This is a genomic window from Winogradskyella sp. PC D3.3 (assembly GCF_054366245.1).
In genome coordinates this window covers 2,457,304-2,482,748 of record NZ_CM135962.1, presented here as the reverse complement: position 1 = coordinate 2,482,748, position 25,445 = coordinate 2,457,304, and the positions used below count along the sequence as shown (strand labels likewise).

The window sequence follows — 25,445 nt, the reverse complement described above, 5'->3', positions numbered from 1 at the left end:
ATGAGAAATTACATTGGAAATATATTTGAAGACTCAAAGGGTTTTGGTTAATCCCAATAGTACCAAAAATTAAAGATAGGTCAACTTAATACTGAATATTCCGCCACTTTTGAGAGTGCATTGGAGCTATTCTATTTAAGATATCCATAGCATTAGTGATATTAACACTTGGCCCACCAGATAAAATATCTAGAATTTCATCTGCTTTGGCATCAAAAAACACACGCATTAAATAAGAATTTGGTCGTGCTCTATGTACGTTCTGTAAATCATCTAATACAGCTATTATCTGAGATTTACCTTTTTTGACATCTTCATACATAATATCTAAACCCTCTATATGATATTTGTACATAGCCAATCTCATATCTTTATATGATGGAGACATTAAATTATTAATCAATGCAAAACGCGACTGTAAGCCGTCTTCTAATTTCCACCCCTGACCATTAAGCTTTTGCGAATAGCTTGCAATCGTTTGAGCTTGTTCAAAATATGGATTCCCCCCATTAAGTTCAAACGTATCAGCATCCATTCCTAAAATCATATACACATGAAATGACAGTACTGAAATTAAGTTAGATTCAAACTGATTTTCATTAAACACCAGATTCTGAAATTCTAGATATTCAAAATTAAAGTTCTTATCGTTGTAGTTATAAACTGGAGAACTATAGGTAGAATTATAAATTGGTCTAGACGAAGACACTTGTAATGACGCAGAAAACAAGTTATTACTTTGTTCCGTTATATTAATAACCATGCTACAATTAATACGCTCTTGGGTTTCAAACCTCTTTCTTGTCCACTCTGTATTATTAATAAACTCAGATAGCTGTTTCTCTAGCGTTTTATAAATAACATCATTTTCGTTTCCTGTTTGCTGCGCTATCACATTTACTGTACAGTTTAACTCTTGAGAAACCATTACAGAAGTCCATAAAAAAGCGAATAAAAAAAATAGGTTACGCATGAGTTTGTTTTAATATAAGTTGCATTAAATCTTGAGCAACGTCTGCCTTTGATTTTAGTTCATTTTCAATAATGTCGTTAGAAGACGTTATAAATGTAACTTTATTTGTTGACACTCCAAAACCAGCACCTTTGTCTTGTAAAGAATTTAGTACAATTACATCTAAATTCTTAGCCTTTAGCTTTCCTTTGGCATGCTCTAATTCGTTATTCGTTTCTAAAGCAAAACCGACTAAAAATTGTTCTTTTTTAATCGCACCTAGAGATTTTAAAATATCCTTCGTCTTTTCTAACTCAATAGTAAACGTTGTTTCTTTCTTTTTTATTTTCTGAGTGGCCACATTCTTTGGTCTATAATCTGCCACAGCAGCTGAAAGAATAGCAATATCTGAAGTGTTGAAATGTTTATGTACTTCATTATACATGTCTTCTGCACTAACGACAGGAATTACAGTTACGAAGTTATGCCTTAGTTTTTGATGTGTTGGACCAGTAACCAAAACAACCTCAGCTCCTAAGTTTGATGCTGCTATGGCTATTTCAAATCCCATTTTCCCACTAGAATGATTACCTATAAAACGCACCGGATCGATGGCCTCATAAGTGGGACCAGCAGTAATTAAAACACGCTTCCCTCTTAAAGGCAATTGATCTAAAATTAGGTTCTCAATATAACTAACAATCGTTTCTGGTTCTGCCATACGACCTTCTCCAACCAAACCACTAGCAAGTTCACCAGTACCAGCCGGAATCATATGATTTCCGTAAGAAGCTAATTTATTAAAGGATGCTTTTGTAGATTTATGTTTATACATATCTAAATCCATCGCGGGCGCAAAATACACGGGGCATTTTGCAGAAAGATAGGTTGCTAACAATATATTATCACAAACACCATTTGCCATTTTAGCCATGGTATTGGCCGTAGCCGGAGCAATTACAAAGAGATCTGCCCATAGTCCTAAATCGACATGGTTATTCCATACTTGGTTATCCTCATCTTCATCTACAAAGGAAGAATACACCGGATTTTTTGATAATGTGGAAAGCGTAAGAGGAGTAATAAATTCTTTAGAAGCAGGCGTCATAACGACTTTAACGTTAGCGCCTGCTTTTATGAATAATCTGACTAAACTAGCAGATTTATATGCGGCAATACCAGCAGTAATGCCTAATAAAATATTCTTATCCTTTAGAATAGACATCTAAGGCTTATAATTTATGACTGAGGATCCTCAGTATTTCTATGATAAATCTTATTATCTAACCATTCTTTAACAGCTAAAGCATGAGGCTTTGGTAATTTTTCGTAAAACTTAGATACTTCTATTTGTTCTTTGTTTTCAAAAATCTCCTCAAGACTATCATTATAAGTAGCAAACTCTTCTAGTTTGTCTATTAATTCGCGTCTGATGTCTGTATTAATCTGCTCAGCACGTCTAGAAATAACAGAAATTGCTTCATAGATATTATCTGTTGCCGCATCAATTTCGTTTCTGTTGTAAGTAATTGTACTTACTGGTGCATCTGTCTTTTTTAAATCCATCGTTATAATGTTTAACTTTTAGTAGTAAACGTATTTAATTGTTGTTGTAATTCTTCGTTCATTCTAGTCGCATCCTCCATGTATTCTGAATTTGGATACGCTTTCTTTAGGGCTGTATAATATCCTATAGCATCTTTTAATCGTTCTTCTTTCAAATAATCGATACTTAAAATTGCCAAATTATAAGCCGAATCAAATCTATAATAAAACGCTTCACTTCTTAAAGTAGCTCCTGGGAACTCTAATAAAAAATTATTAAACGCTTTTATTGAAGCTTTATATTCTCGTATTAAATTATACTGCTTAGCAATTTCAAATGCTTTCTTCTGTAATTTAAAATCTAATTCTTTAACTAATTCGTTAGCTTCACCTAAATACTGAGACTCAGGATATTGATTTACAAAAAGTTGTAATTTTTCAATGGCTTCAATCGTTTCTTTTTGTTCTTTAGAATACACCGGAGAATTGAAATAATACCCTTTAGCGGCTAAAAATGCGGCCTCTTCCGCTTTTTCACTTTGCGGATAAATATCTGTAAATTTATCAAAGTGAAAACTAGCGATGTAATAATCCTTTAGTTGATAAGAACACATAGCATGCATAAATGTTATTTTTTCTGCTTGCGGTTTTCCTCTATATTTTTGAAGGATTTGATCCAACAATCTAAAAGATTTATTCCATTTTCCAGCATCGTAAAGTTCAGTAGCCATCTCAAATTTCGATGCAGTATCTTCAGATTTTAGTGTTTTCTGAAAGTCACTACAAGAAATAAATAGTACACTGATAAGTAGTATGTAAAGTCCTCTCTTCATAAATTTTAAACAGAATGCAAAAGTAAGCATTATTAACGGATTTAAAAAACAATTATTATCCGCTAAATTAAGGGTTGTAACTAGGTTAGATATCTATTTATATAAAGTTTAACTTTTTCCTAGAATTTTTAGTTCTGATTTTATGCTTGCTTTCAATTTATCTGTAGCTTCAACAAGTGGTAAACGCACGTGTGATTTTGATATATTTAAAGCACTTAAAACCGCTTTAATACCAGCAGGATTGTTTTCAGAAAATATGAGTCCGGTAATTGGCATTAGCTTAAAATGAATATCATAAGCCTCTTTTGCTTTGCGCGCAATGCCTAGTCTTATCATTTCAGAAAATTCCTTTGGTAACGCTTGTCCTATCACAGAAATAACACCAGAACCACCAGCTAAAGCGACACCTAAAGCTAAATCATCATCACCAGATAGGACTAAAAATCCTTTCGGCTTGTTTCTTAACAATTCCAAATATTGGTGCACATTATTTCCGGCTTCCTTAACCGCTACAATATTCTCAAAGTCATTGGCCAACCTTAATGTTGTCTCAGGTGACATATTTGATGACGTTCTACCAGGAACATTATATAAAATAATCGGTTTTGGTGATACGGCAGAAATGGCTTTAAAATGTTGGTAAATACCTTCTTGAGTTGGTTTACTGTAATATGGTGACACCGATAAAACACCGTCAATTGCAGAAAAATCAGTGGCTTTAATTTCATTAACAACACTTGCTGTATTATTTCCACCAATACCTAATACTAAAGGTAATCTGCCATTATTAATTTTAGCTATAAACGTAATTAATTCCTTTTTTTCTTCAGGGGTAACGGTTACACTCTCTCCTGTTGTTCCACTGATAACTAAGTAGTCTGTACCGTTAGCAATGTTATATTCTACCAAACGCTCTAATGCATCAAAATCGATACTTAGATCTGCGTTAAAAGGTGTGATTAAAGCAACACCTGTTCCTATAAATTTGGTCATTATAATTTATTTAAAATATTTAAGTATTTTTTTAATTCTTGCTTAAAAATATTGATATCCTGAATCCCTACATCAATTATTAAATCGTACAAGCGCTCGTCATCTCTAGATATCCCTACTTTAAATTTAGCTTTAGATGCCGCTGTCATCATCTTTAATTGCAAAACGTCATTCTTATAAAAGCAAATCAGCATATCAAAAGGCTCATTAATAAACGCGTCTAAATCTAAATTTTTAATTTTTCCTTTCCAACCAAAATCTTTTGGACTAAAATGGACATTCCAATTGTTGTGTTCTAATTTATCATCTAAGGTAAAGGCTACAATTTTATGCTTCGGCGAAGTTAACCCTAGTTCTTTAAAATACACTCTAAACACTTCAAATTCATGAAATTCGCTTGTATTAAGTAACACTGCAACAGTCTTTACCTTATCATTATTAACGGTAGACTGACGTGTAGCCAATAAATTATTGACATATTTTCGATTAGATTTTTCCTTAAATGTTTTTAAAATCATTTACCTTTAGCCTTTGTGCAAATTTAATAAAAGCACTTACATTTTATTATAAACTTCTTATAAGTTATTCAATGACTATTAAACATATTTTAAAACTCTGTTTATTGTTGCTCATTTTTTCGTGTGCTTCAACAAAACTTTCAAAAATTGAAGGTAAACGAATTGAAATTAATGACAGTTTAAAACCCGACCAAGCTATTGAGGATTTTATAGCTCCATATAGGATGCATGTGAATAAAAACATGGATAGTATCATCTCTTATGCCCCAAAAACCTACACGAAGTCTGACGGAGAATTCAATACAGCTATAGGGAATTTAATGGCAGATGCCGTTTATAGTGAATGTAACCCTGTATTTAATCAACGAACAGAAAAGAATATTGACTTTGTATTACTTAATCATGGCGGTATACGTTCTATTATTTCTAAAGGAAATATCACCATAAGAACAGCCTATGAGATTATGCCTTTTGAAAATTCGGTTGTTGTTGTTGGTATTAAAGGGACGCAAATTAATGACATGATGGAGTACCTTTCTGAAGCTAAACGCGCACATCCCGTTTCGCATCAACTACAATTAACTTTAGATCATAATTCGGCAGTTAAATCTGCCACGATTCATGGTAAACCTATAGATATCAATAAAACTTACTATGTAGCAACTAACGATTACCTCTACAATGGTGGTGATGGCATGACGTTTTTTCACCCTAACGAAGGTTTATACGTGTTAAATTATAAAATTAGAGATGTCTTAATCGATAACTTTAAAAAGAAAGATACTTTAAACCCTAAACAAGATCAACGTTTTATAAAATTAGAAGATTAAATCATGAAGAGAAGACACTTTATTCAAAAATCTACAGCCGCAACAGTTTTAGCAGGTGTTGGTGGTCTAAGCTTACAATCTTTTAGTCCGTCTAAAACGAAAAAAATCACAATCCTGCACACCAATGATGTGCATAGTCATATTGACCCTTTTGGTCCAGAAGATGGAAGAAATGCTAATAAAGGAGGTGTTGCAAGACGTGCAACTTTGGTTGAATCTATTAGAATGGAAAACCCTAATACGTTATTATTAGATGCCGGAGACATCTTTCAAGGTACTCCTTACTTTAATTATTACGGAGGAGAGTTAGAGTTTAAACTAATGAGCATGCTAAAATATGATGTCGCTACTATTGGGAATCATGATTTTGATAATGGTATCGATGGCCTATATGCTCAAATTCCACATGCTGATTTTGAATTTGTTTCAGCAAACTACGATTTTACAAACACCGTAATGGATACGCATGTAAAACCTTATAAAATTATTATTAAGGACGGTATTAAAATTGGCATATTTGGCTTAGGTATTGAACTTGATGGCTTAGTGAATAAAGAGATGTATAAAGAAACAGTTTACCACAACCCTATTGAGATCGCGCAAGACATGTCTCGTATCTTAAAAGAAGAACAATCTTGTGATTTGGTGATTTGCTTGTCTCATATCGGGTACTACTATAAAAATAGTCCGGACAAAGTAAGTGACATAACATTAGCAAGAGCTACAAAGGACATCGATTTAATCATCGGAGGACATACCCATACCTTTTTGCCAAAACCAACCATAGAAAAAAACAGTGTTGGTAAAAACGTATTAGTAAATCAAGTAGGTTGCTTTGGTTTATATCTTGGTAAAATCGATTTTTATTTTGAACCAGGAAAGACTGTTGCCGCCGAAGGAACATCAATAATTGTTTAATAAGCTTTTCTATGTAAACACTTTTACAAATTAGGCTTCCATCGGATCGTCTGTATATGCCGGAGTTGGATCACTGACCACGTGTTGCGATTGCATATAGTAAAAGACAAATGCAACCACTAAGAAAAAGGAATAAACATAACCTAAACTATTATCATTACTTAAAATATAGAAATAAGCCAATTGAATAATCTCAGAAAACACTATAAAAATAGAGCCTATTAAAAACAACATTGACTTATTGTTGTTTCGATACAAGTAGTTAATAAGTGCAAATGATAATAACGCCATCACCACAGCATTATAGATAAGTTCTAAAGCATCTTCATAATAATTAAAAACTCCTTCTGTTGTACTCGATATTAATGAAACACAAAAAACATCTAGTATCACTAATATTATAATAGGAACCGTTAACTCCAAGAAGACCTTTTTCATATTCAGCTGAAATCCTATCTTTATAATTAATAACAAATAAGCCACTATAAGCAAAATATTGGGTACAAAATAAGAGTAATCCATTTCCCCATTTTCTAGTATTGGAGCATACCATCCCATAAAACTGATTACTTGCGCTATGGTAAAAACCACCAAAAACGATAAGAACAATTTTGATTTATGTTTGGTAAAACAAAAATAAAGCCCAGTAAGTAAAACAAATGCTATTGAAGCCACAGCATCCCCTTCGACTTCTAAAGCAAAACCTTGAAGTAAAACATAAATACCGCCCAAGAGCAACAATACTACTTTTAAAATTTTATTCGCTAACATTAATTAATCCCTTATTAATGAAGCAAATATAACCTTTTTTTTAACATGTAAACGTTAAAATACCACATTTAATCGATTAAATAACATGTTTTACGTAGGAATTTATTTCAAAAGGTCTAAAAAAGCGTCTTCTGTAAGTATTTGAATATCTAAACTTTCTGCCTTTGTACGTTTACTTGGTCCCATTTTATCTCCAGCTACCACGTAAGTGGTTTTAGATGAAATAGATGAAGACACTTTACCTCCATTATCTTCTATTAGTTTTTTCAAGTCATTACGAGAGATTGTTTCAAAAACACCTGAGACAACGAATGTTTGTCCTTTTAGTTTTTCGGTTTGACCAGCTAATTTCTCTGCAGAGATTTCTAATTGTACTCCAAAAGCCCTTAAACGCTCTATAATAATTCTATTTTCTTCAGAAGAGAAAAATTCTACCACGCTTTGGGCAATCCGCTCACCTATTTCATCAACCGTCACTAAATCTAATGTTGAAGCAAACATTAAAGCGTCTATAGACTTATAATGTTTGGCTAATTTCTTAGCAACTGTTTCACCAACATAACGGATACCTAACGCAAACAACACCCGTTCAAATGGAATTTGTTTAGACAGCTCAATCCCTTTTACCAAATTCTCTGCGCTTTTTTGTGCCATACGTTCAAGCGGCATCACTTGTTCTACAGTTAATTCGTATAAATCAGAATAATTATGAATCAACCCCTCTTTAACTAATAAAGCAACCGTTTCACCACCCAAACCATCAATATCCATTGCTTTTCTAGAAATGTAATGCTGAATTCGTCCAATGACTTGAGGAGGACAAGCTTTATAATTAGGACAATAATGTTTAGCCTCACCTTCTAGCCTAACAAGTTCCGTATCACATTCTGGACATTTTGAAATATACGTTGTAGGCACCGAATTTTCTGGACGTTTAGATAAATCTACAGCTATAATCTTTGGAATAATTTCACCTCCTTTTTCTACAAACACTACATCACCTTCTCTTATATCTAACTTTTCAATTTGATCGGCATTATGAAGAGAAGCCCGCTTTACAATCGTACCTGCTAATTGCACAGGTTCTAAATTGGCTACAGGTGTAATAGCTCCGGTACGACCAACCTGGTAGGTAATTTCGTTGAGTCGTGTAGACACTTGTTCGGCTTTAAATTTATAAGCCATTGCCCAACGTGGCGCTTTGGCCGTAAAGCCTAATTCGTCTTGTTGGTATAAATTATTCACCTTAACCACTACTCCATCAATCTCGTAAGGTAAATTATATCTGTTTTCATCCCAATAATTAATGTACTCTAAAACGTCATCAATGGAATTTACCAATTTAGCCTCTTGCGGCACTTTAAATCCCCATGATCTCGCTTTTTCTAGACCTTCAAATTGCGACGTAATATTGAGATTATTCCCTACTATACTATATAACAAACATTCTAAAGGACGTTTTGCCACTTCAGCACTGTCTTGCAGCTTTAAACTTCCCGACGCTGTATTTCTGGGGTTTTTGTATGGTTCCTCATCATTTTCAACGCGTTCTTCATTCATTTTTAGGAATCCTTCAATTGGTAAGACTATTTCTCCTCTGATATCAAAACGCTCGGGATAATCGCCTTTTAATTGAAGTGGAACCGTATGTATTGTTTTTACATTTGCAGTCACTTCATCTCCTTGTACTCCATCTCCACGAGTTACAGCTCTTAATAATTGACCATTTTCATAAGTTAAACTTATAGAGGCACCATCGTATTTTAACTCACAAGTATAGTTTACCTCACCATCGACCATCTTTTTTACTCGGGTTTCCCAATCCAACAAATCTTCTTTGGAATACGAATTATCTAACGAATACATTCTAGAATCATGAACCGTCGTTTTAAAATTCTTAGTTACAGCACCTCCAACCCGTTGCGTTGGCGAATTGGCATCAAAAAATTCAGGATTTGCGTCTTCTAACGCCTGAAGTTCTTTTAGTTTTATGTCAAACTCATAATCACTAATGGTGGCATCATCTAAGATATAGTAATTGTAATTGTGCTGACGCAGCTCTTCTCTAAGGGATTCTATTTTTTGTTTTGTATTCATTTCTAGGGAATGTAAATTATTCGCTTTATGTTTAATTCTTCATCAATAAAAAAAGTGACATTATAGCCTAAATAGCCATCACTGTTTGCCATTGTTATAATAATTTCTTTATCGTAATAATACGCCTCAGTTAAATCGAAATTTGGTTCGTATAGGTCTTCAAAATAACGTTTATCAATTTCAACATGGGTATTACTTAAATCTAAATACATTTTTGAAATATAGCTATTCGGAATACCCTCTGCCCCTATAACATCATGATTATCAATTTGAGTAATATTTAAGCTATCACTATCGTAAGTAAGTTTGGCTTTATTTTTTTCGAACTTAGATTTATGAAAAACAATTTCTATATTTTTAGTATATAAACGAATAGAATCAGAATATAATCTTTTAATAAATGGCTCATAATCGAAAGTGTAATCTACATTAGTATCACTTTCCAAAAAATCGAAACCTACAATTGTATCTCTTGATTTTTCATCATCATAAAGTTTTACATGATAAAATCGCTCTTTTAATTCTTGGAGTTTTAATTTTTGTTTTTCGTCTTCTTTATTTAAAGTTTGATACGTATCTATTACAATATTATTTTCTATATCAATAATCTCTTCTTTTTTCTCTTTACAAGAAAAGCAAATTATAAAAACGATTAAGGACACTAAAACTCTCATATTATCCTTTCTCAGCTTTCAACATTCTATCATTCCCATTCAAATCTTTCAGCAATTCAATCGCTTCAAAATTGGCATCTATTAATAACTGCTGCGTTTCTTCTCCAAGATATTGGTTAATTTCAAAATATAAGCTCCCTTTATCTTTTAACTTTTTAATCGCAAAATTGGTAATCGCTTTGTAAAATAACAATGGATTATCATCTTCTACAAACAGAGCCAAATGCGGTTCATTATCTAAAACGTTAGGCTTAATTTCTTCTTTTTCTAAGTTTCTTACATATGGCGGATTGGAAACAATGATATCAAAATTAGATTCCGCTTCAAATGCGGAATGATAAGTATCATCTAAAATACTAGCCTCAATAAAATTGATGTCAACCTTATTGATTTCTGCATTTTGTTTAGCAACCTTTAACGCTTCTTTACTCACATCCAAAGCATAAACTTTGGCATTAGGCAAGTTTTTAGCTAGAGCAATCGCTATACATCCCGATCCTGTTCCAATATCTAAGATTTTCACAGGCTTATCAACTACAAGCGACATCACAGAACGACTAATTAGATCCACTAACTCTTCTGTTTCTGGTCTCGGAATCAATACATTTTTATTCACCTTAAATGGTAATCCGAAGAATTCAGTTTCACCTAAGATATACTGAATAGGTTTTTGCTGTTTTAAATCTTCTAAAACTTTAAAAAACGTATCCGTTTCAGATTTAGTGATTGCTAATTCTGGTTCTAAAGTCAACTGTATTCTTGGCACATTCAAATAATGTTCTGTGCATAAATAGAAAAAACTATCGACTTCATGCTTACCGTAAATAGCATCTAATTCAATATGAAATATATGTTGAAGTTCTTTTAAAACCATTATTTACAAATCTTTAAGCATCCAAACGGTACATGAGTAATGCCCTGTATCTCCCATTGGTTTATCAATAGACTTAAACCCCACTTTTTTATATAATTTACGTGCATCCTCCATATATGGTAAGGTTTCTAAATAGCATTGATCAAAACCAGATTGCTTAGCAAAATCTAAACATGTATTCATCATTTCGCTTCCTAAACCTTTGCCTCTGGCTTCTTGCATAAAATACATCTTTTGTAATTCGCACACATTACCTTCGTAATGATCTAAAGGCGAAATTCCTGCACCTCCAATGATGTCGTTACCACGTTCAACTACAAAATACGCTTTCTTAGGCTGACTGTACGTTTCTGTCATACAATCTAAGGCCGCATCTTCATAAGCTGTACCTACTTTTGGCACTCCCATTTCTATTAAAACACTCCGAATTGCTCTAGCAATTTTAGGATTGTCCTTGGCTTCAATTTCTCGAATAACAATAGTATCTTTACGCACTAAATTCTCTTTTTTAGACAAAACCAAAAATACATATAAAAACAATTTTATGTTTAAAAGACTCTTAATGTTTTCCTTAATTTTTACATTACTTTTCAACTGCTCTTTTACAAAAAAACCAGAGTTTGTTAGACTAGAGGATTTTGAGGTTGTCGACTCCAATTCTAAAAACATAACAATTAGAGCAGAAGCTTTGTTTCTAAATAAAAATGATGTTGGTGGAACTTTAAAAACAGACGATCTAAAAGTCTATATTAATGAATTAGAATTAGCATCAGTAGTTTCAGAAGAATTTGATGTCCCTAAACGAGAGAAATTTACCATTCCGTTGACTATTAAGGTTGAAACCGATAGTTTTACAAATGACAAAAATCTCGGAAGCCTATTAGGCAGTTTACTTTTACAAAAGTTAAAAGTGCATATTAAGGGCGAAATTAAATATAAGATTATGGGGTATTCGTCAACATACGCTATAGATGAAATCCAAGATGTAAAAATAAAATTGTAATTGAAACCACACGAAATCTACATAAAACGCTGTTTACAAATTGCTAAAAACGGATTAGGAACCACCAGACCAAATCCGATGGTTGGTGCTGTTATTGTTTATAATGACCATATCATTGGAGAAGGCTTTACAAGCGAATACGGCTGTAATCATGCAGAGGTTAACGCTATAAACTCGGTAAAAGATAAAACGCTTTTATCAAAAAGCACGATCTACGTTACGCTAGAACCTTGCAGTCATTATGGAAAAACACCTCCTTGTAGCGACTTAATTATATCGCATCATATCCCTAATGTAGTCATTGGATGTGTTGATGACAACCCCGAAGTTGCAGGAAAAGGTATAGCCAAATTAAAAGCTTCTGGCTGTAATGTGACTGTTGGTGTTTTAGAAAATGAATGCAAAATTCATCACAAGCGATTTTTTACATTTCACAACAAAAAGCGTCCTTATATTATATTGAAATGGGCCGAAACTGCCGATGGTTTTATTGCTCCTATCCAAAAAGACGAAAAAAAACCAGTATGGATTACGAACACATACTCGCGTCAACTCGTGCATAAATGGCGCGCAGAAGAACAAGCCATATTAGTCGGAACCAATACGGTTATAGAAGACAATCCGAGTTTAACAGTTAGGGATTGGTCGGGCAAAAACCCAATTAGAGTGGTTTTGGACAAAACTTCAAAATTAAACTCAGACTACAACATTTTTAATGAAGACGCTAAAACTATACGACTTACCAATAAAATTATTGATTTTGATAAACCGATAGCCACTCAAATTGCAAAATTGTTACATCAGCAAAATATTAACTCTGTTATTATTGAAGGGGGAGCAACAACACTACAAACATTTATAGATGAACACCTTTGGGATGAAGCACGTATTTTTATAGGCAATTCTGAATTTATGAACGGCACAAAAGCACCTAAACTTAAAGGACAAACCATTCAGGAACATCATATTTTAAAAGACCAACTAAAAATAATGAGACCACATTCGTTTTAAGACGTAACATAAGCTCTACACAATATTATATACAGCATGATTAAAACATTAATTTTCGATTTTGGAGATGTATTTATCAACCTTGACAAACAAGGTGCTATGAAAAATGCTTTAGACGTCTTCAATTTAGAAACTTTTGAAAACGATATGATTAGAACCAATGAATTATACGAAGTTGGAAAAATTTCCACTTCTGAATTTATTGCGTTTTACAAAACAAAGTTTCCACACATTACTGAAATACAACTTATTGATGCTTGGAATTTTATAATTAAAGAGTTTCCTGAACACCGATTAGAATTCATTAAAAATTTAGCAAATCAAAAAGAATACAAACTTATATTGTTGAGTAATACCAATGATATGCATATTGATTTTATAAAACAGAATGTTTCATTTTATGAAGAGTTTAAAGCTTGTTTTGATGTCTTTTACTTGTCACAAGAAATTCATCTTAGAAAGCCTAATAATGCTATTTTTGAATTTGTTTTAAACGAAAACAAACTCATAGCTAATGAATGTCTTTTTATTGACGATACTAAAGACAATACAGATACTGCTGCTAACATGGGATTCCACATATGGAATATAGACGAAACTAAAGAAGATGTGGTAACACTTTTTGAAACTAAAAAAGCGCTCTTTTGATCTATTTACTCATCAGCATCCTTTCTTCTACTGCTATTTTTGTAGTATTTAAACTCTTCAAAAAATATGAAGTTAATATCCTACAAGGTATTGTTGTTAATTATTTTACAGCATTCCTCTTAGGCTTTTTACTTTACAAGGGCCGAATTGTACCTTCAGAAATCGTTCAAACGGATTGGTTTATCGCTGCTATCATGCTCGGATTCTTATTTATCGCCATATTTAATGTTATGGCCTTAACCGCTCAGAAAAACGGTCTATCCGTCGCTTCTGTTGCTAGTAAAATGAGCGTTATCATTCCTGTAGTCTTTGGTATTGTGGTGTTTAAGGAAAGTGTTGGTACTCAAAAAATATTAGGGATCATATTAGCTTTAGTTGCTGTTTATTTAACCTCTGTAAAACAAAAAGGAAATATTGTACTAACGCAATCTATATATTTACCTGTTATTTTGTTTTTAGGATCTGGTATTATAGATACGTCAATAAATTATTTTGCTCCAAACGATAATATTCCTTTATTCTCGGCAACTATTTTTGCTATGGCAGCCCTCATTGGTGTTATCCTATTACTCGTAAGCCTTGCTCAATCTAAAAACAAATTTAAATTAATAAGTATCCCCTTTGGTATTGCCCTTGGTCTTGTTAATTATTGTTCTATTCACTTTTTACTTTTAGCATTAAGAGTAGAAAACACCGAAAGTTCAACCTTATTCACTATTAATCATATTGCAATTTTAGCACTCTCAACATTGATAGGTCTCGTACTATTTAAAGAAGACATTTCTAAGAAAAACTGGATTGGTATTATCTTAGCTTTAATTTCAATACTATTAGTTACGTTAGCATAATGGAAAACGATACATATAAGACAATTTCAAAATCTGCAAAAGGCGAATTATTTAAAGACAAAAACAGTAAATTTTATGGTTATACATTTCCTGTTATAAATGAAGAGCAGATCAAACAACATATCGAAGATTTAAAAAAAGAACATTATGCCGCAAGACATTGGTGTTACGCCTATCAAATAGGAACAGAAACCATTCACTATAGAGCCAACGATGATGGTGAGCCCAACAATTCTGCTGGGCAACCAATTTACGGACAAATACAATCTTATGAAGTCACCAATATCTTAATCGTGGTTATTAGGTATTATGGAGGTGTAAAGCTTGGTGTTGGTGGTTTAATAAACGCTTACCGAACAGCTGCCCAATTAGCTTTAGAGGCTTCAAATATTATTGAACAAACGATTAATAAAAATTTTCAACTCAATTTTGAATATAAAAACATGAGCAAAGTGATGCGCATTTTAAAAGAAAACGACGTCGAAATTATAAATCAAACTCTAGAGCTCGATTGTTTGTTAGAAATATCTGTCAGAAAAAACCACAGTTCCAAGATTTTTGAACTATTTAATCAATTTTTCGGAGTTGCAATCAAAGAATTATAACGAATAATTCCGCAGTTTATCTAAAAGATATTTTGGGCATCGTGTAGGTCTATTCTTTTCCATGTCAATAAATGCTAAAATTGTATTACCAGTAGCTAATAAAACGTCAGATTCATTTCGTAATTCGTATTCAAATTCTATAGAAGCTGTGGGCATTTTTTTGAGTGTTGTTTTTACTTTAAGCACATCATCATAACGTGCTGAATTTTTGTAATTTATAGCTAAAGAAACCACAGGAAGCATAATACCCGCAGCCTCCATTCCGCTATAACTAAGCCCAAACTCGCGTAACCACTCTGTTCTACCTACTTCAAAATAAGCGGCATAGTTACCATGATACACAACTCCCATCTGGTCAGTCTCTCCATAGCGTACTCTAATATTAGTTTCATTATAATTCATACATAAATGATTTAATTAAGAAAAAATTTTGTAATTTTCTAAAGTTTTAAACATGAGAAAAAAAATCTAAACATTCAATGTTATTTGATTTTTTTATTAAGAATTTTGTTCACATATTTGTCCTGTTGAAAAACAACAAGAGAATTCCAATTCTCTTTTTTTTTGCTAAAATAACTAACAACGAAAAACCTAACTTAACGAATGGAGATCACAGCGCAATCTGTATGGAGTAATTGTCTCGCTTTTATAAAAGATAATATACAACCACAAGCCTATAAAACTTGGTTTGAACCTATAGATGCTGTCAAACTTTCTGGTAACGCATTAAGTATTCAAGTGCCTAGTAAATTTTTCTACGAATGGTTAGAAGAGCACTATGTTAAAATATTAAAGGTTTCCCTTACAAAAGAGTTGGGTGAAGATGCTAAATTAGTGTACGTTATTAAAATGGAAAACACTTATGGCAACAAACAACCTTTTACAGAAAAAATCCCAAGCGCAAACAGATCGGCTTTAAAATCGCAAGATGTCGATGTGCCTTTTAATAATAAAAGTCCTGAGCTTAGAAATCCATTTATAATTCCTGGAATTAGAAATGTAAAAATTGAATCACAACTTAATCCAAGTTATAGTTTTGAAAATTTCTTAGAAGGAGATTCTAACCGTTTGGCAAGAAATGCAGGTATTGCAGTTGCTAACAAACCAGGAGGAACATCTTTTAACCCACTATTAATTTTTGGTGGTGTTGGTTTAGGCAAAACACATTTAGCTCATGCTATTGGTGTGGATATAAAAGATAAATATCCTGAAAAAACAGTCTTATATATTTCTGCGGAAAAATTCACCCAACAATATATCGATTCTGTAAAAAAGAATAATAGAAATGATTTTATTCACTTCTACCAAATTATAGATGTGCTTATAATAGATGATGTTCAATTCTTATCTGGTAAAACAGGTACGCAAGATGTCTTCTTTCATATTTTTAACCATTTGCATCAAAATGGTAAGCAAGTTATCTTAACAAGTGACAAAGCTCCCGTAGATATGCAAGATATTGAACAACGCTTATTATCGCGTTTTAAATGGGGACTTTCTGCCGAGTTACAAACACCTGATTTTGAAACTAGAGTTTCAATTTTAAAGAACAAACTTTACAGAGATGGTGTTGAAATGCCAGAAGACATTATAGAATACGTTGCAAAACATATTAAAACTAATGTTAGAGAGCTTGAAGGCGCAATCATTTCATTAATAGCACAGTCATCTTTCAACAAAAAAGAAATTACAATCAATCTTGCAAAAGATATTGTAGAGAAATTTGTTAAAAACACTAAACGTGAAGTTTCTATTGATTACATTCAAAAAGTAGTTTCAGATTATTTTCAAATGGATGTAAACACACTTCAATCTAAAACACGTAAACGTCATATTGTACAAGCGCGTCAGTTAGCCATGTTCTTTGCTAAAAAATACACAAAAGCATCACTAGCAAGTATTGGATCTCAGATAGGACAACGTGACCATGCTACTGTATTACATGCCTGTAAAACCGTTGATAATTTATCGTCAACTGATAAGCAATTTAGAAAGTATGTTGAAGACTTGTCTAAAAAATTAGCCCTTTAATTACAATTTCATATGACACGTATTTTAATGGTGTGCTTAGGTAATATTTGCCGATCGCCATTAGCTCATGGCATCATGCAATCTAAACTTCCTGTTGACCATTTTTATGTGGATTCTGCTGGTACTGCTGCCTATCATATAGGAAACCCTCCTGATATACGCTCAATTACTGTTGCTAAACAAAATGGCTTAGATATTAGTACACAAAGTGCAAGGCAATTTAAAGCCTCAGATTTTGATACGTTTGATTATATCTACGCCATGGATCAATCTAATTATAATGATATTATTAGCTTAGCTCGCCATAATGTTGATATTGAAAAAGTCCAATTATTTCTTGATATTAATACGTCTATTCAGAATAAAAACGTGCCAGATCCCTATTATGGAGGTCAAGATGGATTTGAATATATCTATCACCTTATTAACGAGACCTGCGATCTAATAGCGAACACACTAATAGACTAATACAAACATTTTTAACTTTGATGAAGGTCTTTTTTGTAAATTAGTACCTTAACTACTAAAATTTTATGAAACCGACTATAGTTCTATTCCTTATAGCATGCTTTTCTTTAACGTATGCTCAAGAACTCAACTTAGAACTCATTGCTTCTAATTTTGACAGACCTGTTAGTATTAAACATGCAGGAGATGACAGATTATTTGTGGTGGAACAGGATGGTCTGATAAAAATAATTAATTCTAATGGTACTGTACAAGACTCTCCTTTTTTAGATATAAATAGTCAAGTTATAAACACAGGAAATGAAAGAGGCTTGTTAGGTTTAGCTTTTCATCCCGATTATACCGCAAACGGGTACTTTTTTGTCAACTATATTAATAATTCTGGAGATACTGTAATTTCTAGATTTACAACCGATTTGACTAATCCTGAAACTGCAGACCCAAATTCTGAATTACTGCTATTAACCTACAACCAACCCTATAATAATCACAATGGTGGCGACTTAGCTTTTGGAACAGATGGTTATCTCTATATATCTTCTGGGGATGGTGGTTCTGCTGGCGATCCAGAAAACAATGCCCAAAACAAATTAAACTTATTAGGAAAAATATTAAGATTAGATATTAATTCTACGACCGACACTCAAAATTACAGTATCCCTATAGACAATCCATTTGCTCAAGACACCGACAATAGACAAGAAATTTGGGCTTACGGCCTTAGAAATCCATGGAAATTTTCTTTCGACCGCTTAAATGGCGACCTATGGATTGCAGACGTTGGACAAAATGCCTATGAAGAAATCAATAGAGCTTCTACCGAAGAAGCATTAACAGGACTCAACTATGGTTGGAAATGCTATGAAGGTAACAGTCTCTATGTTTCATCAGAATGCTCAGAATCAATCACCTATACTTTTCCTGTTGCTGGTTATAACCATTTTGGGGATGGAGAACCGAAATGTTCGATTACTGGAGGTTATAGATACAGAGGTGTAAACTATCCTAATTTTAATGGTTGGTACTTCTTTTCTGATTATTGTAGTCAGGAAATTGGGTATTTAGTTTACGATGAGATTAATGAGGAATGGAACACAACCTTTCAGCAGTTTTCTGGCCAATGGTCAGCATTTGGCGAGGATGTAAATGGTGAAATTTATGTTTCAAATCTCAGCGGAGGTAAAATCTACAAACTCACAGACACAACTTTAAGCGACAATGATTCGTTTTTATCAGTACGCTCAGTATATACAAATCCATCCAAAAACACCCTAAACATTGATTTTGGTACAAATACCAATTCTGAGCTTTCAACAGAAATCTATATTTACGATATACAGGGGAAAAAAATAAAGACCATTGATGGTACTACAGAAAACATTCTAACCATAAATACAGCCGAATTTTCTAATGGGATTTATATTTTAAAAATCAAAATAGGAAACGGGAAACAAAATACTCATAAATTAGTTATACATTAATGAATAGTACTAAAGGAAAATTATATCTCATACCGACGCGATTAGGAGACAATCCTCCTCTTGAAGTTTTACCTATATCTATAAAAAAAATAGTTGAGGACATTGATTTTTATATTGTTGAAAATGAAAAAACAGCACGTCGTTTTATAAAACGTATATCACCTAACAAATCACAACCGTCCTTAAAACTACAGGTATTAAATAAGTACACTACAGAAGAAGAACGCAATACCTTTTTAAATCCTTGCCAAGAAGGAATATCAATAGGTTTACTCTCTGAAGCTGGTTGTCCTGCTATAGCAGATCCTGGTGCGGATATTGTAGGATTAGCACATCAAATGGACATTAAAGTCGTGCCGCTTGTTGGTCCTTCTTCAATTTTATTAGCTTTAATGGGTTCTGGTATGAATGGTCAGAGTTTTACGTTTAACGGTTATTTACCAATTGATAAAAGTGAGCGAAAGTCGAAATTAAAAACTCTAGAACGTCTATCTTCTGAACATAACCAGTCTCAAATTTTTATTGAAACCCCATATCGAAACATGAAAATGCTCGAAGACTTAACTAGTACATTACATCCTAGTACGAGAGTTTGTGTGGCATGTGATTTAACGCTACCTACGGAGTTTATAAAAACTCAGTCAGCAAAAGACTGGAAACACAATAAAGAAGATCTACATAAAAGACCTACAATATTTATAATTCAGAAAGATTAATAGAGATTAAAGCGTTACTCGCGCTTTTTTGTCCGGAGTAATCATTGAAGTATCATAGCCAGAAAACTTTTTCATATAATACCTTACAGAAGAGCCATAAGCATCAGATAAATTTTGCACACCATAACTACGTAAAAACTTTTTCACACTTCCAGGACCTGCTAAGTGTGCTGCAGCTAAAATACCAGACTCGGTAACTTCTACTCCACCAATAAGTTTTCCTTCAAAACGTTTGATATCGTTTCTAAGGACCCATTTATTACGCTCTGCATTAGCAACAAAAGCTTTTTCTTGTAATTCAGGGTTATATAAGAATTGGTTTGGGTTATAAATACCAATAACTTTTAATGTTTCTGCACCAAATTGATACTTCCCTAAATATCCTAAAGTATTTACTGTAAAATAATCTCCTCTAGATTCCTTAAAAGCTAAAGCTTCTTTGAATCCCTCAAAAGACTTCCCTAGATATGGAGTGAATACATTATGCTTCACTGTATGGTCTTTAGTAACCATAGCCAAATCTTCTGAAATGTTATAATTGAGCTCTAATCCTTCAGTAGAATATGTTTCTGGATTAAGAGATGAACTTGGATACAAGGCTAAAGCCATAAGTAAACAAATTGAAAATGGTAATACTATATTCTTAACGCTATTTTTAATCATAACAGCTAATTTTTTATAGTAAAATAGTTTCCCCAAACTATCGTACAAAATTCGCGTGCAAATATACAACAATTATTCAACTATTGAAAATCAACCGATTAAGTGTTAATTTTTTAACTTAAAAGTAGATATAGTGCCATTTTATCCGACCATTGCCGTTTAATTCTAATGCCGGAAAAGGGAGCTTAATAACGTTAAAAACGTCAAATATGGTTTTTAAGAAGTGAGAATTTGTCTTAATTCGACTTAAATCGATATCCAAACTTAAGTAATATTGACGTATTCTATTTTGGTTTAAAAACAATGGATTATTGGCTTCACCTGATAGCATTCCATCAGCTCCGTAACCAAAAGCTAAATTCAACCAATCAGGAATTGTTTCTGTTTTTAAAAAGGAATTGATATTAGCACTTAGCCAATACGTTTGCCCATTATAATCTTTAAGAAATTCTTCAGCCACCCCATTTCCTAATTTATTTGGTCTTTGCTTGGCAAATTGTGTTCTATGAAACGAATATTTCAACACAATACGTTGTTCTTGCCATAATAATTCTTGTCCGACATGCAATCCTGTTCCAGCCGCATTAGCTGCCATATCTGCCCAAGAAAATCCCCATTCCTCAGAAAAGCCATCCATAATTTCAACAGCTGTTAAAAATCCTAAACCTAATGTAGAACCATAAAGCAATTGTTCCTTTTGATTAACACCTGCCCATTTTAACGTGTTTGCCCCTAGCCTGCCTAATTGATATGATGAGAACAAATGGCCTAATTTATCCATTTGTAACCACTCTTCACTATCATTAAATGTCTTAAAATTTGAACGCTGATAATCCGCATACCATAATTGATTAAGACCAACTAAGGTAGTAGTTGCCAAAGCAGCTTCAGCAATCACAACGGTATTTCTTCGTGATTTGTTTAGCGTATCGCTAGGTTTTAAAAATTGATTGAATTTAGATTGCGAAAAAACCGAAGCACTTGTTAAAAAGAAACCTATAATATAGACAACTATTCGATCCAAATCTTATTTATTAATCCCTTGAGACGATAAATACCTATGATATGCTCTAGCATTGTTATTATGTTGCCCTAAGGTTTTAGAAAATTTATGATATCCTATACGTTTAGCATCTGCTGCAAAATAAAGGTAACTATGCGTTTCAGGATTTAAAACGGCCTTTATTGCAGATAAATCTGGCATTGCAATAAGCCCAGGAGGTAAACCTGTGTTTAGATAGGTATTGTAAGGTGATTTAATGTCTTTATGAATATTCAAAACCCGTCTAATCACTGTGTTTTGATATTGTGGTAATTGATACGCTGCAAACTTTAAAGTAGGATCCGCTTGTAATGGCATTCCTATTCGCAATCTATTTAAATACACACCAGCCACTCTTGGTTGCTCATCAGCTTGTTTAGACTCTTCATGTACAATAGATGCTAAGGTAATAACTTCATTGGGAGTTAAATTTAATTTTTTAGCTTTTGCTTTTCTTGCATCTGTCCAAAACCGATTATATTCAACTAACATTCTATCTCTAAACGTTTCCGCAGAAGTATTCCAGAAAAATTCATAGCTATTTGGTAAATACATACCTAAAGCTGTCGCTTTTGAAAATCCATTATTAGATAAAAATTCCTCATCCATCATGACTTTTGCTAAGCTTAAACTATCAGCTTCAATCTGCATACTAATTCGTCCTGCTAAATCGTTAATACTATGTTGATTATTAAATGCTATTTTTATAGGAAGGTTTTTACTTCGAATAGAATTGATAATATCATTATTATTCATGCCTTTAGAAATAGCAAACCGACCAGCTTTAATATTAGTCGTATATTTTTTCTGTTTTGCTAAAGCGTCAAAAGAATCAATATTATCTAAAAGTGGTTCTAATTGAGATCTTACTTCAGCATAATTAGCATTTGTAGGCACGTAAATGTAGGCCGTTTCATTTTCAAAATTAGTATTGGGCGAAAACATCGTTCCATAAATATAGTAGGCCATTCCACCAAAGATGATTAAGCCGATAAGAGCGACTGCCCACAGCATTTTTTTAATATACATAATTAAGCGTTAATTCGTTGTAAAATATATTCGTTGGTGTAGATTTCACCATCAAAACTCCAATCTTTTTTTAATCCTATAATTTCAAAGCCGTTACCTTTAAATAACTTTAAACTGGCAGCATTGCTTTCGGAAATATTGGCATAAACCTGATGCAAATGCAACGTTTGAAAACAATAATCTACTAATAGCCCTAAAGCCTCTTTACCATAGCCTTGATTTCTGTTTTCTTCATCAACAATAAGGATTCCGATACCTGCACGTTTATTTTTAACGTCAAATTCAAACACATCAATCAAACCTATAGTAACATCAATAGAATTGCAAATAGCTAATCGTAACTGTTTAGCCTCATAAATGTCTTGTTGGGCATTTTCAAGATATTGTTTTATTAAAAATCTTGAATAAGGAGTTTGGGTATCACTTAATTCCCAAAGCGATGTATCATTTTCAATTCGATACACAAAGTCTAGATCTTCGGGTTCTAAAGCTCTTAAATAGATATGATCTCCTTTGATATTTACCATTCAATTTCTCCTTTAAAAACTTGTTGAGCAGGTCCTATAAGCCAAATATTATTATACCCCTTATCATTAAAATTAAAGGTTACCTTTAGTTCACCTCCTTGTGTTTCCAAACTAATTTTATCTGATTTTGTTTTACCACTTTTATGCATAGCTAATGCAACCGCTGTTACACCTGTACCACAAGATAAAGTTTCATCTTCTACTCCACGTTCGTAGGTTCGCACTGCAAAATTATCAATAGATAGTTGTTCTACAAAGTTCACATTACTTCCAGCTTCATTATAAGGTTCAGCATATCTAATTTTTGATCCATTTGATTTTACATCAAAATTCTTCAATTCTGAAACAAGCTCAACATGATGTGGCGACCCTGTATCTAAAAAGATATGATTTTCAAAAGATTCAATTTCATAAACATCTTGCATTTGAAGGTGAACTAAACCCTCTTCAATTTTAGCTTTATGAAGTCCATCAATAGCAATAAATTCAGTTTCGTTATCAATAATATTTAAAAATTTTGCAAAAGCCACAATACAACGCCCACCATTACCACACATAGTACTTTCGTTACCATCGGCATTGTAATAGACCATTTTGAAATCTACATTTTCATCATTTTCCAACAGTATAAAACCGTCAGCACCTATGCCAAAACGTCTGTCACATATGGTTGCAATGCGTTTGGTATCGTTTTTGTCTATGAACTGTAAACGATTATCTACAATCACAAAATCGTTGCCTGTTCCTTGATATTTATAAAATGTCATAGTTATTAATAAGCTACAAATATAAGAATATTAGACTGTATTTTGTGGTGTTAATAGGACGTTAAATTTGACGTTAAATAGTCGTTAAAATCAAAAACGAAATCAATAAATTTCTAATTTTAATCGTTAGTTCAACATAACATAATAATTAAATAGTTAAACTTAAATCTGAAAATTATGAAGAAGATAATAACATTGGTGTTTGTTTCTGCATTAGGTGGCCTATTGACTTTGGGTGGTTACAAACTTTTTGTTGAGAATGAAACCCCATCTATAGCCGTTGAGCAGTCGTCTGAGTTTCCCATGTTGGTTCCAACAAGTAATACTGTAAATACCTTAAATAATAACACGGCATTAGTGCCTAATTTTGTTGAAGCCGCTGATAAATCTATACATTCTGTTGTCCACGTAAAAAACACAGCAATAGTCAATACCCCATTAAGTGTGCGCGATTATTTTTATGGTCGCAGTTCTCAACGTGCCCAAGTTGGTACTGGTAGTGGTGTCATTATTTCCCCTACAGGTTACATTGTTACCAATAACCACGTCATTAAAAATGCTAACGAAATCAGCATTACTTTAAATAACAACAAATCTTACATGGCTGAATTAATTGGTACAGATGAAAACACTGATATTGCCTTATTAAAAATTGAAGCAGATGAAGATTTACCATTTATGGCATTTGGTGATTCTGACAGTGCAAAAATTGGAGAATGGGTTTTAGCCGTTGGCAATCCATTTAACCTTAACTCTACAGTTACAGCTGGTATTATTAGTGCAAAATCTAGAGATTTATCTGGCCAGAATATGCAATCGTTTATACAAACCGATGCCGCCGTAAATCCTGGGAATTCGGGTGGAGCTTTGGTTAACACTAATGGTGATCTTGTAGGTATTAACACCGCCATTTCATCACAAACAGGTTCATATATTGGATATTCTTTTGCTGTACCAAGTAATATTGTTCGTAAAATTGTTAATGATATAATGGAATATGGTAATGTTCAAAACGGTATCCTTGGTGTTACAGGTGGAGCTTTAAATAGCAGAGCCGCTAAAGAATTAGGAGTTAATGCTACTGAAGGTTTTTACGTTAGCGAAGTACAGGAAGATACTGGTGCAGAAAAAGCAGGTATTCAATCTGGAGACATCATTAAAAAAATAGATAATGTAGAAATAAATAAATTCTCAGATTTGTCGGGTTATTTAAAAACAAAGAGTCCTGATGATGTGGTTAATGTAACACTATTGAGAGATGGTAGTGTAGAAACACTTCCTGTGACCTTATTAAAACCATCAATCTTTGCATTACAAACGATTGGTCTTATAAAAAATGCTTCAGAAAAAGAATTAAAACGCTATAAGACGGATTATGGTGTAAAAATTAAAAAGCTCGATGAAAATTATAAATCCTCTTGGAATAAAAATGGAGTTGAAGAAGGTAGCATTATTACAAAAATTAATGGTAAAAAATTATATTCTGTAGACGATGCTCAAAACGCCATAAAAACAAGAGCTGTTAATGAACCGCTTCAAATTGAAGTTATCAATAAAGAAGGCGAAAAAGTCGTCTATCATTTCAGGTAAAAAATCATAAA

At 32.9% G+C, this 25,445-nt stretch carries 29 protein-coding genes; 12 read left to right on the top strand and 17 right to left on the bottom strand.

All coding sequences use genetic code 11. The features are described 5' to 3' along the window. Positions 1-85 precede the first annotated feature (85 nt). From porD to ACXGSQ_RS10905, 6 genes are all read right to left on the bottom strand, one after another. Entirely contained in the window at positions 86-973 is an 888-nt protein-coding gene (gene porD / locus ACXGSQ_RS10930) for a type IX secretion system protein PorD (protein WP_458626217.1), read from the bottom strand. Continuing rightward, on the bottom strand, positions 966-2,177 hold the full coding sequence (gene coaBC, locus ACXGSQ_RS10925) for a bifunctional phosphopantothenoylcysteine decarboxylase/phosphopantothenate--cysteine ligase CoaBC (protein WP_458626216.1): 1,212 nt from the start codon (positions 2,175-2,177) through the stop codon (positions 966-968). The genes porD and coaBC overlap by 8 nt, the downstream gene beginning before the upstream one ends. A 14-nt stretch (positions 2,178-2,191) precedes the next feature. Continuing rightward, positions 2,192-2,518, bottom strand: coding sequence for a DNA-directed RNA polymerase subunit omega (locus ACXGSQ_RS10920; protein ID WP_458626215.1), 327 nt, complete (start codon positions 2,516-2,518; stop codon positions 2,192-2,194). A gap of 11 nt (positions 2,519-2,529) precedes the next feature. Next, positions 2,530-3,330 carry an outer membrane protein assembly factor BamD gene (locus ACXGSQ_RS10915; RefSeq protein ID WP_458626214.1) on the bottom strand — a complete coding sequence of 267 codons (801 nt, stop codon included), beginning with the start codon at positions 3,328-3,330 and terminating at the stop codon, positions 2,530-2,532. A 108-nt stretch (positions 3,331-3,438) separates the two neighbouring features. Beyond that, positions 3,439-4,323 carry a 4-hydroxy-tetrahydrodipicolinate synthase gene (gene dapA, locus ACXGSQ_RS10910; protein WP_458626213.1) on the bottom strand — a complete coding sequence of 295 codons (885 nt, stop codon included), beginning with the start codon at positions 4,321-4,323 and terminating at the stop codon, positions 3,439-3,441. Continuing rightward, a complete protein-coding gene (locus tag ACXGSQ_RS10905; protein WP_458626212.1) occupies positions 4,323-4,841 on the bottom strand; it encodes a DUF6913 domain-containing protein in 519 nt (172 codons plus the stop codon). The genes dapA and ACXGSQ_RS10905 overlap by 1 nt, the downstream gene beginning before the upstream one ends. A 104-nt stretch (positions 4,842-4,945) precedes the next feature. Here ACXGSQ_RS10905 and ACXGSQ_RS10900 point away from each other — a divergent pair, with 104 nt between their 5' ends. Then, positions 4,946-5,671, top strand: a complete 726-nt coding sequence (locus ACXGSQ_RS10900) for a 5'-nucleotidase C-terminal domain-containing protein (protein ID WP_458626211.1) — start codon at positions 4,946-4,948, stop codon at positions 5,669-5,671. 3 nt (positions 5,672-5,674) lie between these two features. Next, positions 5,675-6,589 (top strand): bifunctional metallophosphatase/5'-nucleotidase, encoded by a 915-nt coding sequence (locus ACXGSQ_RS10895; RefSeq protein ID WP_458626210.1) that lies wholly within the window; start codon positions 5,675-5,677, stop codon positions 6,587-6,589. Between the two features lie 30 nt (positions 6,590-6,619). Here the strand turns inward: ACXGSQ_RS10895 and ACXGSQ_RS10890 are convergent, their stop codons facing one another. From ACXGSQ_RS10890 to ACXGSQ_RS10870, 5 genes are all read right to left on the bottom strand, one after another. Further along, positions 6,620-7,360: a hypothetical protein gene (locus tag ACXGSQ_RS10890; protein ID WP_458626209.1), complete on the bottom strand. Its 741-nt coding sequence runs from the start codon at positions 7,358-7,360 to the stop codon at positions 6,620-6,622. A gap of 102 nt (positions 7,361-7,462) precedes the next feature. Continuing rightward, entirely contained in the window at positions 7,463-9,457 is a 1,995-nt protein-coding gene (gene ligA, locus ACXGSQ_RS10885) for an NAD-dependent DNA ligase LigA (RefSeq protein ID WP_458626208.1), read from the bottom strand. A gap of 2 nt (positions 9,458-9,459) precedes the next feature. Beyond that, a complete protein-coding gene (locus ACXGSQ_RS10880; RefSeq protein WP_458626207.1) occupies positions 9,460-10,131 on the bottom strand; it encodes a hypothetical protein in 672 nt (223 codons plus the stop codon). Position 10,132: 1 nt separating this feature from the next. Further along, entirely contained in the window at positions 10,133-11,005 is an 873-nt protein-coding gene (gene prmC, locus ACXGSQ_RS10875; RefSeq protein ID WP_458626206.1) for a peptide chain release factor N(5)-glutamine methyltransferase, read from the bottom strand. 3 nt (positions 11,006-11,008) lie between these two features. Further along, entirely contained in the window at positions 11,009-11,500 is a 492-nt protein-coding gene (locus ACXGSQ_RS10870; protein WP_458626205.1) for a GNAT family N-acetyltransferase, read from the bottom strand. 49 nt (positions 11,501-11,549) lie between these two features. Between ACXGSQ_RS10870 and ACXGSQ_RS10865 the strand changes: the two genes are divergently transcribed. Genes ACXGSQ_RS10865 through ACXGSQ_RS10845 form a run of 5 tightly spaced genes read left to right on the top strand, consistent with a single transcriptional unit; the run spans position 11,550 to position 15,120 of the window. Beyond that, positions 11,550-12,008 (top strand): LEA type 2 family protein, encoded by a 459-nt coding sequence (locus ACXGSQ_RS10865; protein WP_458626204.1) that lies wholly within the window; start codon positions 11,550-11,552, stop codon positions 12,006-12,008. Next, positions 12,009-13,019 carry a bifunctional diaminohydroxyphosphoribosylaminopyrimidine deaminase/5-amino-6-(5-phosphoribosylamino)uracil reductase RibD gene (gene ribD, locus ACXGSQ_RS10860; RefSeq protein ID WP_458626203.1) on the top strand — a complete coding sequence of 337 codons (1,011 nt, stop codon included), beginning with the start codon at positions 12,009-12,011 and terminating at the stop codon, positions 13,017-13,019. 36 nt (positions 13,020-13,055) lie between these two features. After that, positions 13,056-13,667: an HAD-IA family hydrolase gene (locus tag ACXGSQ_RS10855; RefSeq protein ID WP_458626202.1), complete on the top strand. Its 612-nt coding sequence runs from the start codon at positions 13,056-13,058 to the stop codon at positions 13,665-13,667. Next, positions 13,664-14,515: an EamA family transporter gene (locus tag ACXGSQ_RS10850; protein ID WP_458626201.1), complete on the top strand. Its 852-nt coding sequence runs from the start codon at positions 13,664-13,666 to the stop codon at positions 14,513-14,515. The genes ACXGSQ_RS10855 and ACXGSQ_RS10850 overlap by 4 nt, the downstream gene beginning before the upstream one ends. After that, positions 14,515-15,120 (top strand): IMPACT family protein, encoded by a 606-nt coding sequence (locus tag ACXGSQ_RS10845; protein ID WP_458626200.1) that lies wholly within the window; start codon positions 14,515-14,517, stop codon positions 15,118-15,120. Before ACXGSQ_RS10850 ends, ACXGSQ_RS10845 begins: the two co-directional genes overlap by 1 nt. On the opposite strand, the gene ACXGSQ_RS10840 is transcribed toward ACXGSQ_RS10845, so the two are convergent. Further along, a complete protein-coding gene (locus tag ACXGSQ_RS10840; RefSeq protein ID WP_458626199.1) occupies positions 15,115-15,522 on the bottom strand; it encodes an acyl-CoA thioesterase in 408 nt (135 codons plus the stop codon). The two genes, ACXGSQ_RS10845 and ACXGSQ_RS10840, sit on opposite strands and share 6 nt — an antisense overlap. A 201-nt stretch (positions 15,523-15,723) precedes the next feature. Between ACXGSQ_RS10840 and dnaA the strand changes: the two genes are divergently transcribed. The 4 genes from dnaA to ACXGSQ_RS10820 all read left to right on the top strand — a co-directional run bounded on the left by dnaA (position 15,724) and on the right by ACXGSQ_RS10820 (position 19,816). After that, the gene (gene dnaA, locus ACXGSQ_RS10835; RefSeq protein WP_115812007.1) at positions 15,724-17,151 is read left to right on the top strand and encodes a chromosomal replication initiator protein DnaA; all 1,428 of its coding nucleotides are present in this window, start codon (positions 15,724-15,726) and stop codon (positions 17,149-17,151) included. A 12-nt stretch (positions 17,152-17,163) separates the two neighbouring features. Next, positions 17,164-17,619: a low molecular weight protein-tyrosine-phosphatase gene (locus ACXGSQ_RS10830; RefSeq protein WP_458626198.1), complete on the top strand. Its 456-nt coding sequence runs from the start codon at positions 17,164-17,166 to the stop codon at positions 17,617-17,619. Positions 17,620-17,684: 65 nt separating this feature from the next. Then, positions 17,685-19,100 (top strand): PQQ-dependent sugar dehydrogenase, encoded by a 1,416-nt coding sequence (locus ACXGSQ_RS10825; protein WP_458626197.1) that lies wholly within the window; start codon positions 17,685-17,687, stop codon positions 19,098-19,100. Further along, entirely contained in the window at positions 19,100-19,816 is a 717-nt protein-coding gene (locus ACXGSQ_RS10820; RefSeq protein WP_458626196.1) for an SAM-dependent methyltransferase, read from the top strand. The genes ACXGSQ_RS10825 and ACXGSQ_RS10820 overlap by 1 nt, the downstream gene beginning before the upstream one ends. Before the next feature lie 6 nt (positions 19,817-19,822). Here the strand turns inward: ACXGSQ_RS10820 and ACXGSQ_RS10815 are convergent, their stop codons facing one another. The 5 genes from ACXGSQ_RS10815 to dapF form a co-directional block, all read right to left on the bottom strand. Continuing rightward, the gene (locus ACXGSQ_RS10815; protein WP_458626195.1) at positions 19,823-20,479 is read right to left on the bottom strand and encodes a peptidoglycan-binding protein LysM; all 657 of its coding nucleotides are present in this window, start codon (positions 20,477-20,479) and stop codon (positions 19,823-19,825) included. A gap of 118 nt (positions 20,480-20,597) precedes the next feature. Beyond that, positions 20,598-21,503, bottom strand: a complete 906-nt coding sequence (locus ACXGSQ_RS10810; RefSeq protein ID WP_458626194.1) for a DUF2279 domain-containing protein — start codon at positions 21,501-21,503, stop codon at positions 20,598-20,600. Between the two features lie 3 nt (positions 21,504-21,506). Next, complete coding sequence (mltG, locus tag ACXGSQ_RS10805; protein WP_458626193.1) at positions 21,507-22,550, bottom strand: endolytic transglycosylase MltG; 1,044 nt, start codon at positions 22,548-22,550, stop codon at positions 21,507-21,509. Between the two features lie 2 nt (positions 22,551-22,552). Next, complete coding sequence (locus ACXGSQ_RS10800) at positions 22,553-23,077, bottom strand: GNAT family N-acetyltransferase (RefSeq protein WP_458626192.1); 525 nt, start codon at positions 23,075-23,077, stop codon at positions 22,553-22,555. Beyond that, the gene (gene dapF, locus ACXGSQ_RS10795; RefSeq protein WP_458629349.1) at positions 23,071-23,850 is read right to left on the bottom strand and encodes a diaminopimelate epimerase; all 780 of its coding nucleotides are present in this window, start codon (positions 23,848-23,850) and stop codon (positions 23,071-23,073) included. Before dapF ends, ACXGSQ_RS10800 begins: the two co-directional genes overlap by 7 nt. A gap of 171 nt (positions 23,851-24,021) precedes the next feature. Here dapF and ACXGSQ_RS10790 point away from each other — a divergent pair, with 171 nt between their 5' ends. Continuing rightward, entirely contained in the window at positions 24,022-25,434 is a 1,413-nt protein-coding gene (locus ACXGSQ_RS10790; protein WP_458626191.1) for a trypsin-like peptidase domain-containing protein, read from the top strand. The last annotated feature ends 11 nt before the right edge of the window (positions 25,435-25,445 follow it).

Coding starts and splice junctions, on each gene's coding strand:
- mltG (WP_458626193.1), bottom strand. CDS start 22,550: ATGTATATTAAAAAAATGCTGTGGGCAGTCGCTCTTATCGGCTTAATC.
- ACXGSQ_RS10815 (WP_458626195.1), bottom strand. CDS start 20,479: ATGATTAAAAATAGCGTTAAGAATATAGTATTACCATTTTCAATTTGT.
- ACXGSQ_RS10800 (WP_458626192.1), bottom strand. CDS start 23,077: ATGGTAAATATCAAAGGAGATCATATCTATTTAAGAGCTTTAGAACCC.
- ACXGSQ_RS10865 (WP_458626204.1), top strand. CDS start 11,550: ATGTTTAAAAGACTCTTAATGTTTTCCTTAATTTTTACATTACTTTTC.
- prmC (WP_458626206.1), bottom strand. CDS start 11,005: ATGGTTTTAAAAGAACTTCAACATATATTTCATATTGAATTAGATGCT.
- ACXGSQ_RS10880 (WP_458626207.1), bottom strand. CDS start 10,131: ATGAGAGTTTTAGTGTCCTTAATCGTTTTTATAATTTGCTTTTCTTGT.
- ACXGSQ_RS10915 (WP_458626214.1), bottom strand. CDS start 3,330: ATGAAGAGAGGACTTTACATACTACTTATCAGTGTACTATTTATTTCT.
- ACXGSQ_RS10920 (WP_458626215.1), bottom strand. CDS start 2,518: ATGGATTTAAAAAAGACAGATGCACCAGTAAGTACAATTACTTACAAC.
- coaBC (WP_458626216.1), bottom strand. CDS start 2,177: ATGTCTATTCTAAAGGATAAGAATATTTTATTAGGCATTACTGCTGGT.
- ACXGSQ_RS10845 (WP_458626200.1), top strand. CDS start 14,515: ATGGAAAACGATACATATAAGACAATTTCAAAATCTGCAAAAGGCGAA.
- dapA (WP_458626213.1), bottom strand. CDS start 4,323: ATGACCAAATTTATAGGAACAGGTGTTGCTTTAATCACACCTTTTAAC.
- porD (WP_458626217.1), bottom strand. CDS start 973: ATGCGTAACCTATTTTTTTTATTCGCTTTTTTATGGACTTCTGTAATG.
- dnaA (WP_115812007.1), top strand. CDS start 15,724: ATGGAGATCACAGCGCAATCTGTATGGAGTAATTGTCTCGCTTTTATA.
- ACXGSQ_RS10825 (WP_458626197.1), top strand. CDS start 17,685: ATGAAACCGACTATAGTTCTATTCCTTATAGCATGCTTTTCTTTAACG.
- ligA (WP_458626208.1), bottom strand. CDS start 9,457: ATGAATACAAAACAAAAAATAGAATCCCTTAGAGAAGAGCTGCGTCAG.
- ACXGSQ_RS10890 (WP_458626209.1), bottom strand. CDS start 7,360: ATGTTAGCGAATAAAATTTTAAAAGTAGTATTGTTGCTCTTGGGCGGT.
- ACXGSQ_RS10820 (WP_458626196.1), top strand. CDS start 19,100: ATGAATAGTACTAAAGGAAAATTATATCTCATACCGACGCGATTAGGA.
- ACXGSQ_RS10790 (WP_458626191.1), top strand. CDS start 24,022: ATGAAGAAGATAATAACATTGGTGTTTGTTTCTGCATTAGGTGGCCTA.
- ACXGSQ_RS10840 (WP_458626199.1), bottom strand. CDS start 15,522: ATGAATTATAATGAAACTAATATTAGAGTACGCTATGGAGAGACTGAC.
- ACXGSQ_RS10895 (WP_458626210.1), top strand. CDS start 5,675: ATGAAGAGAAGACACTTTATTCAAAAATCTACAGCCGCAACAGTTTTA.
- ACXGSQ_RS10905 (WP_458626212.1), bottom strand. CDS start 4,841: ATGATTTTAAAAACATTTAAGGAAAAATCTAATCGAAAATATGTCAAT.
- ACXGSQ_RS10830 (WP_458626198.1), top strand. CDS start 17,164: ATGACACGTATTTTAATGGTGTGCTTAGGTAATATTTGCCGATCGCCA.
- ACXGSQ_RS10855 (WP_458626202.1), top strand. CDS start 13,056: ATGATTAAAACATTAATTTTCGATTTTGGAGATGTATTTATCAACCTT.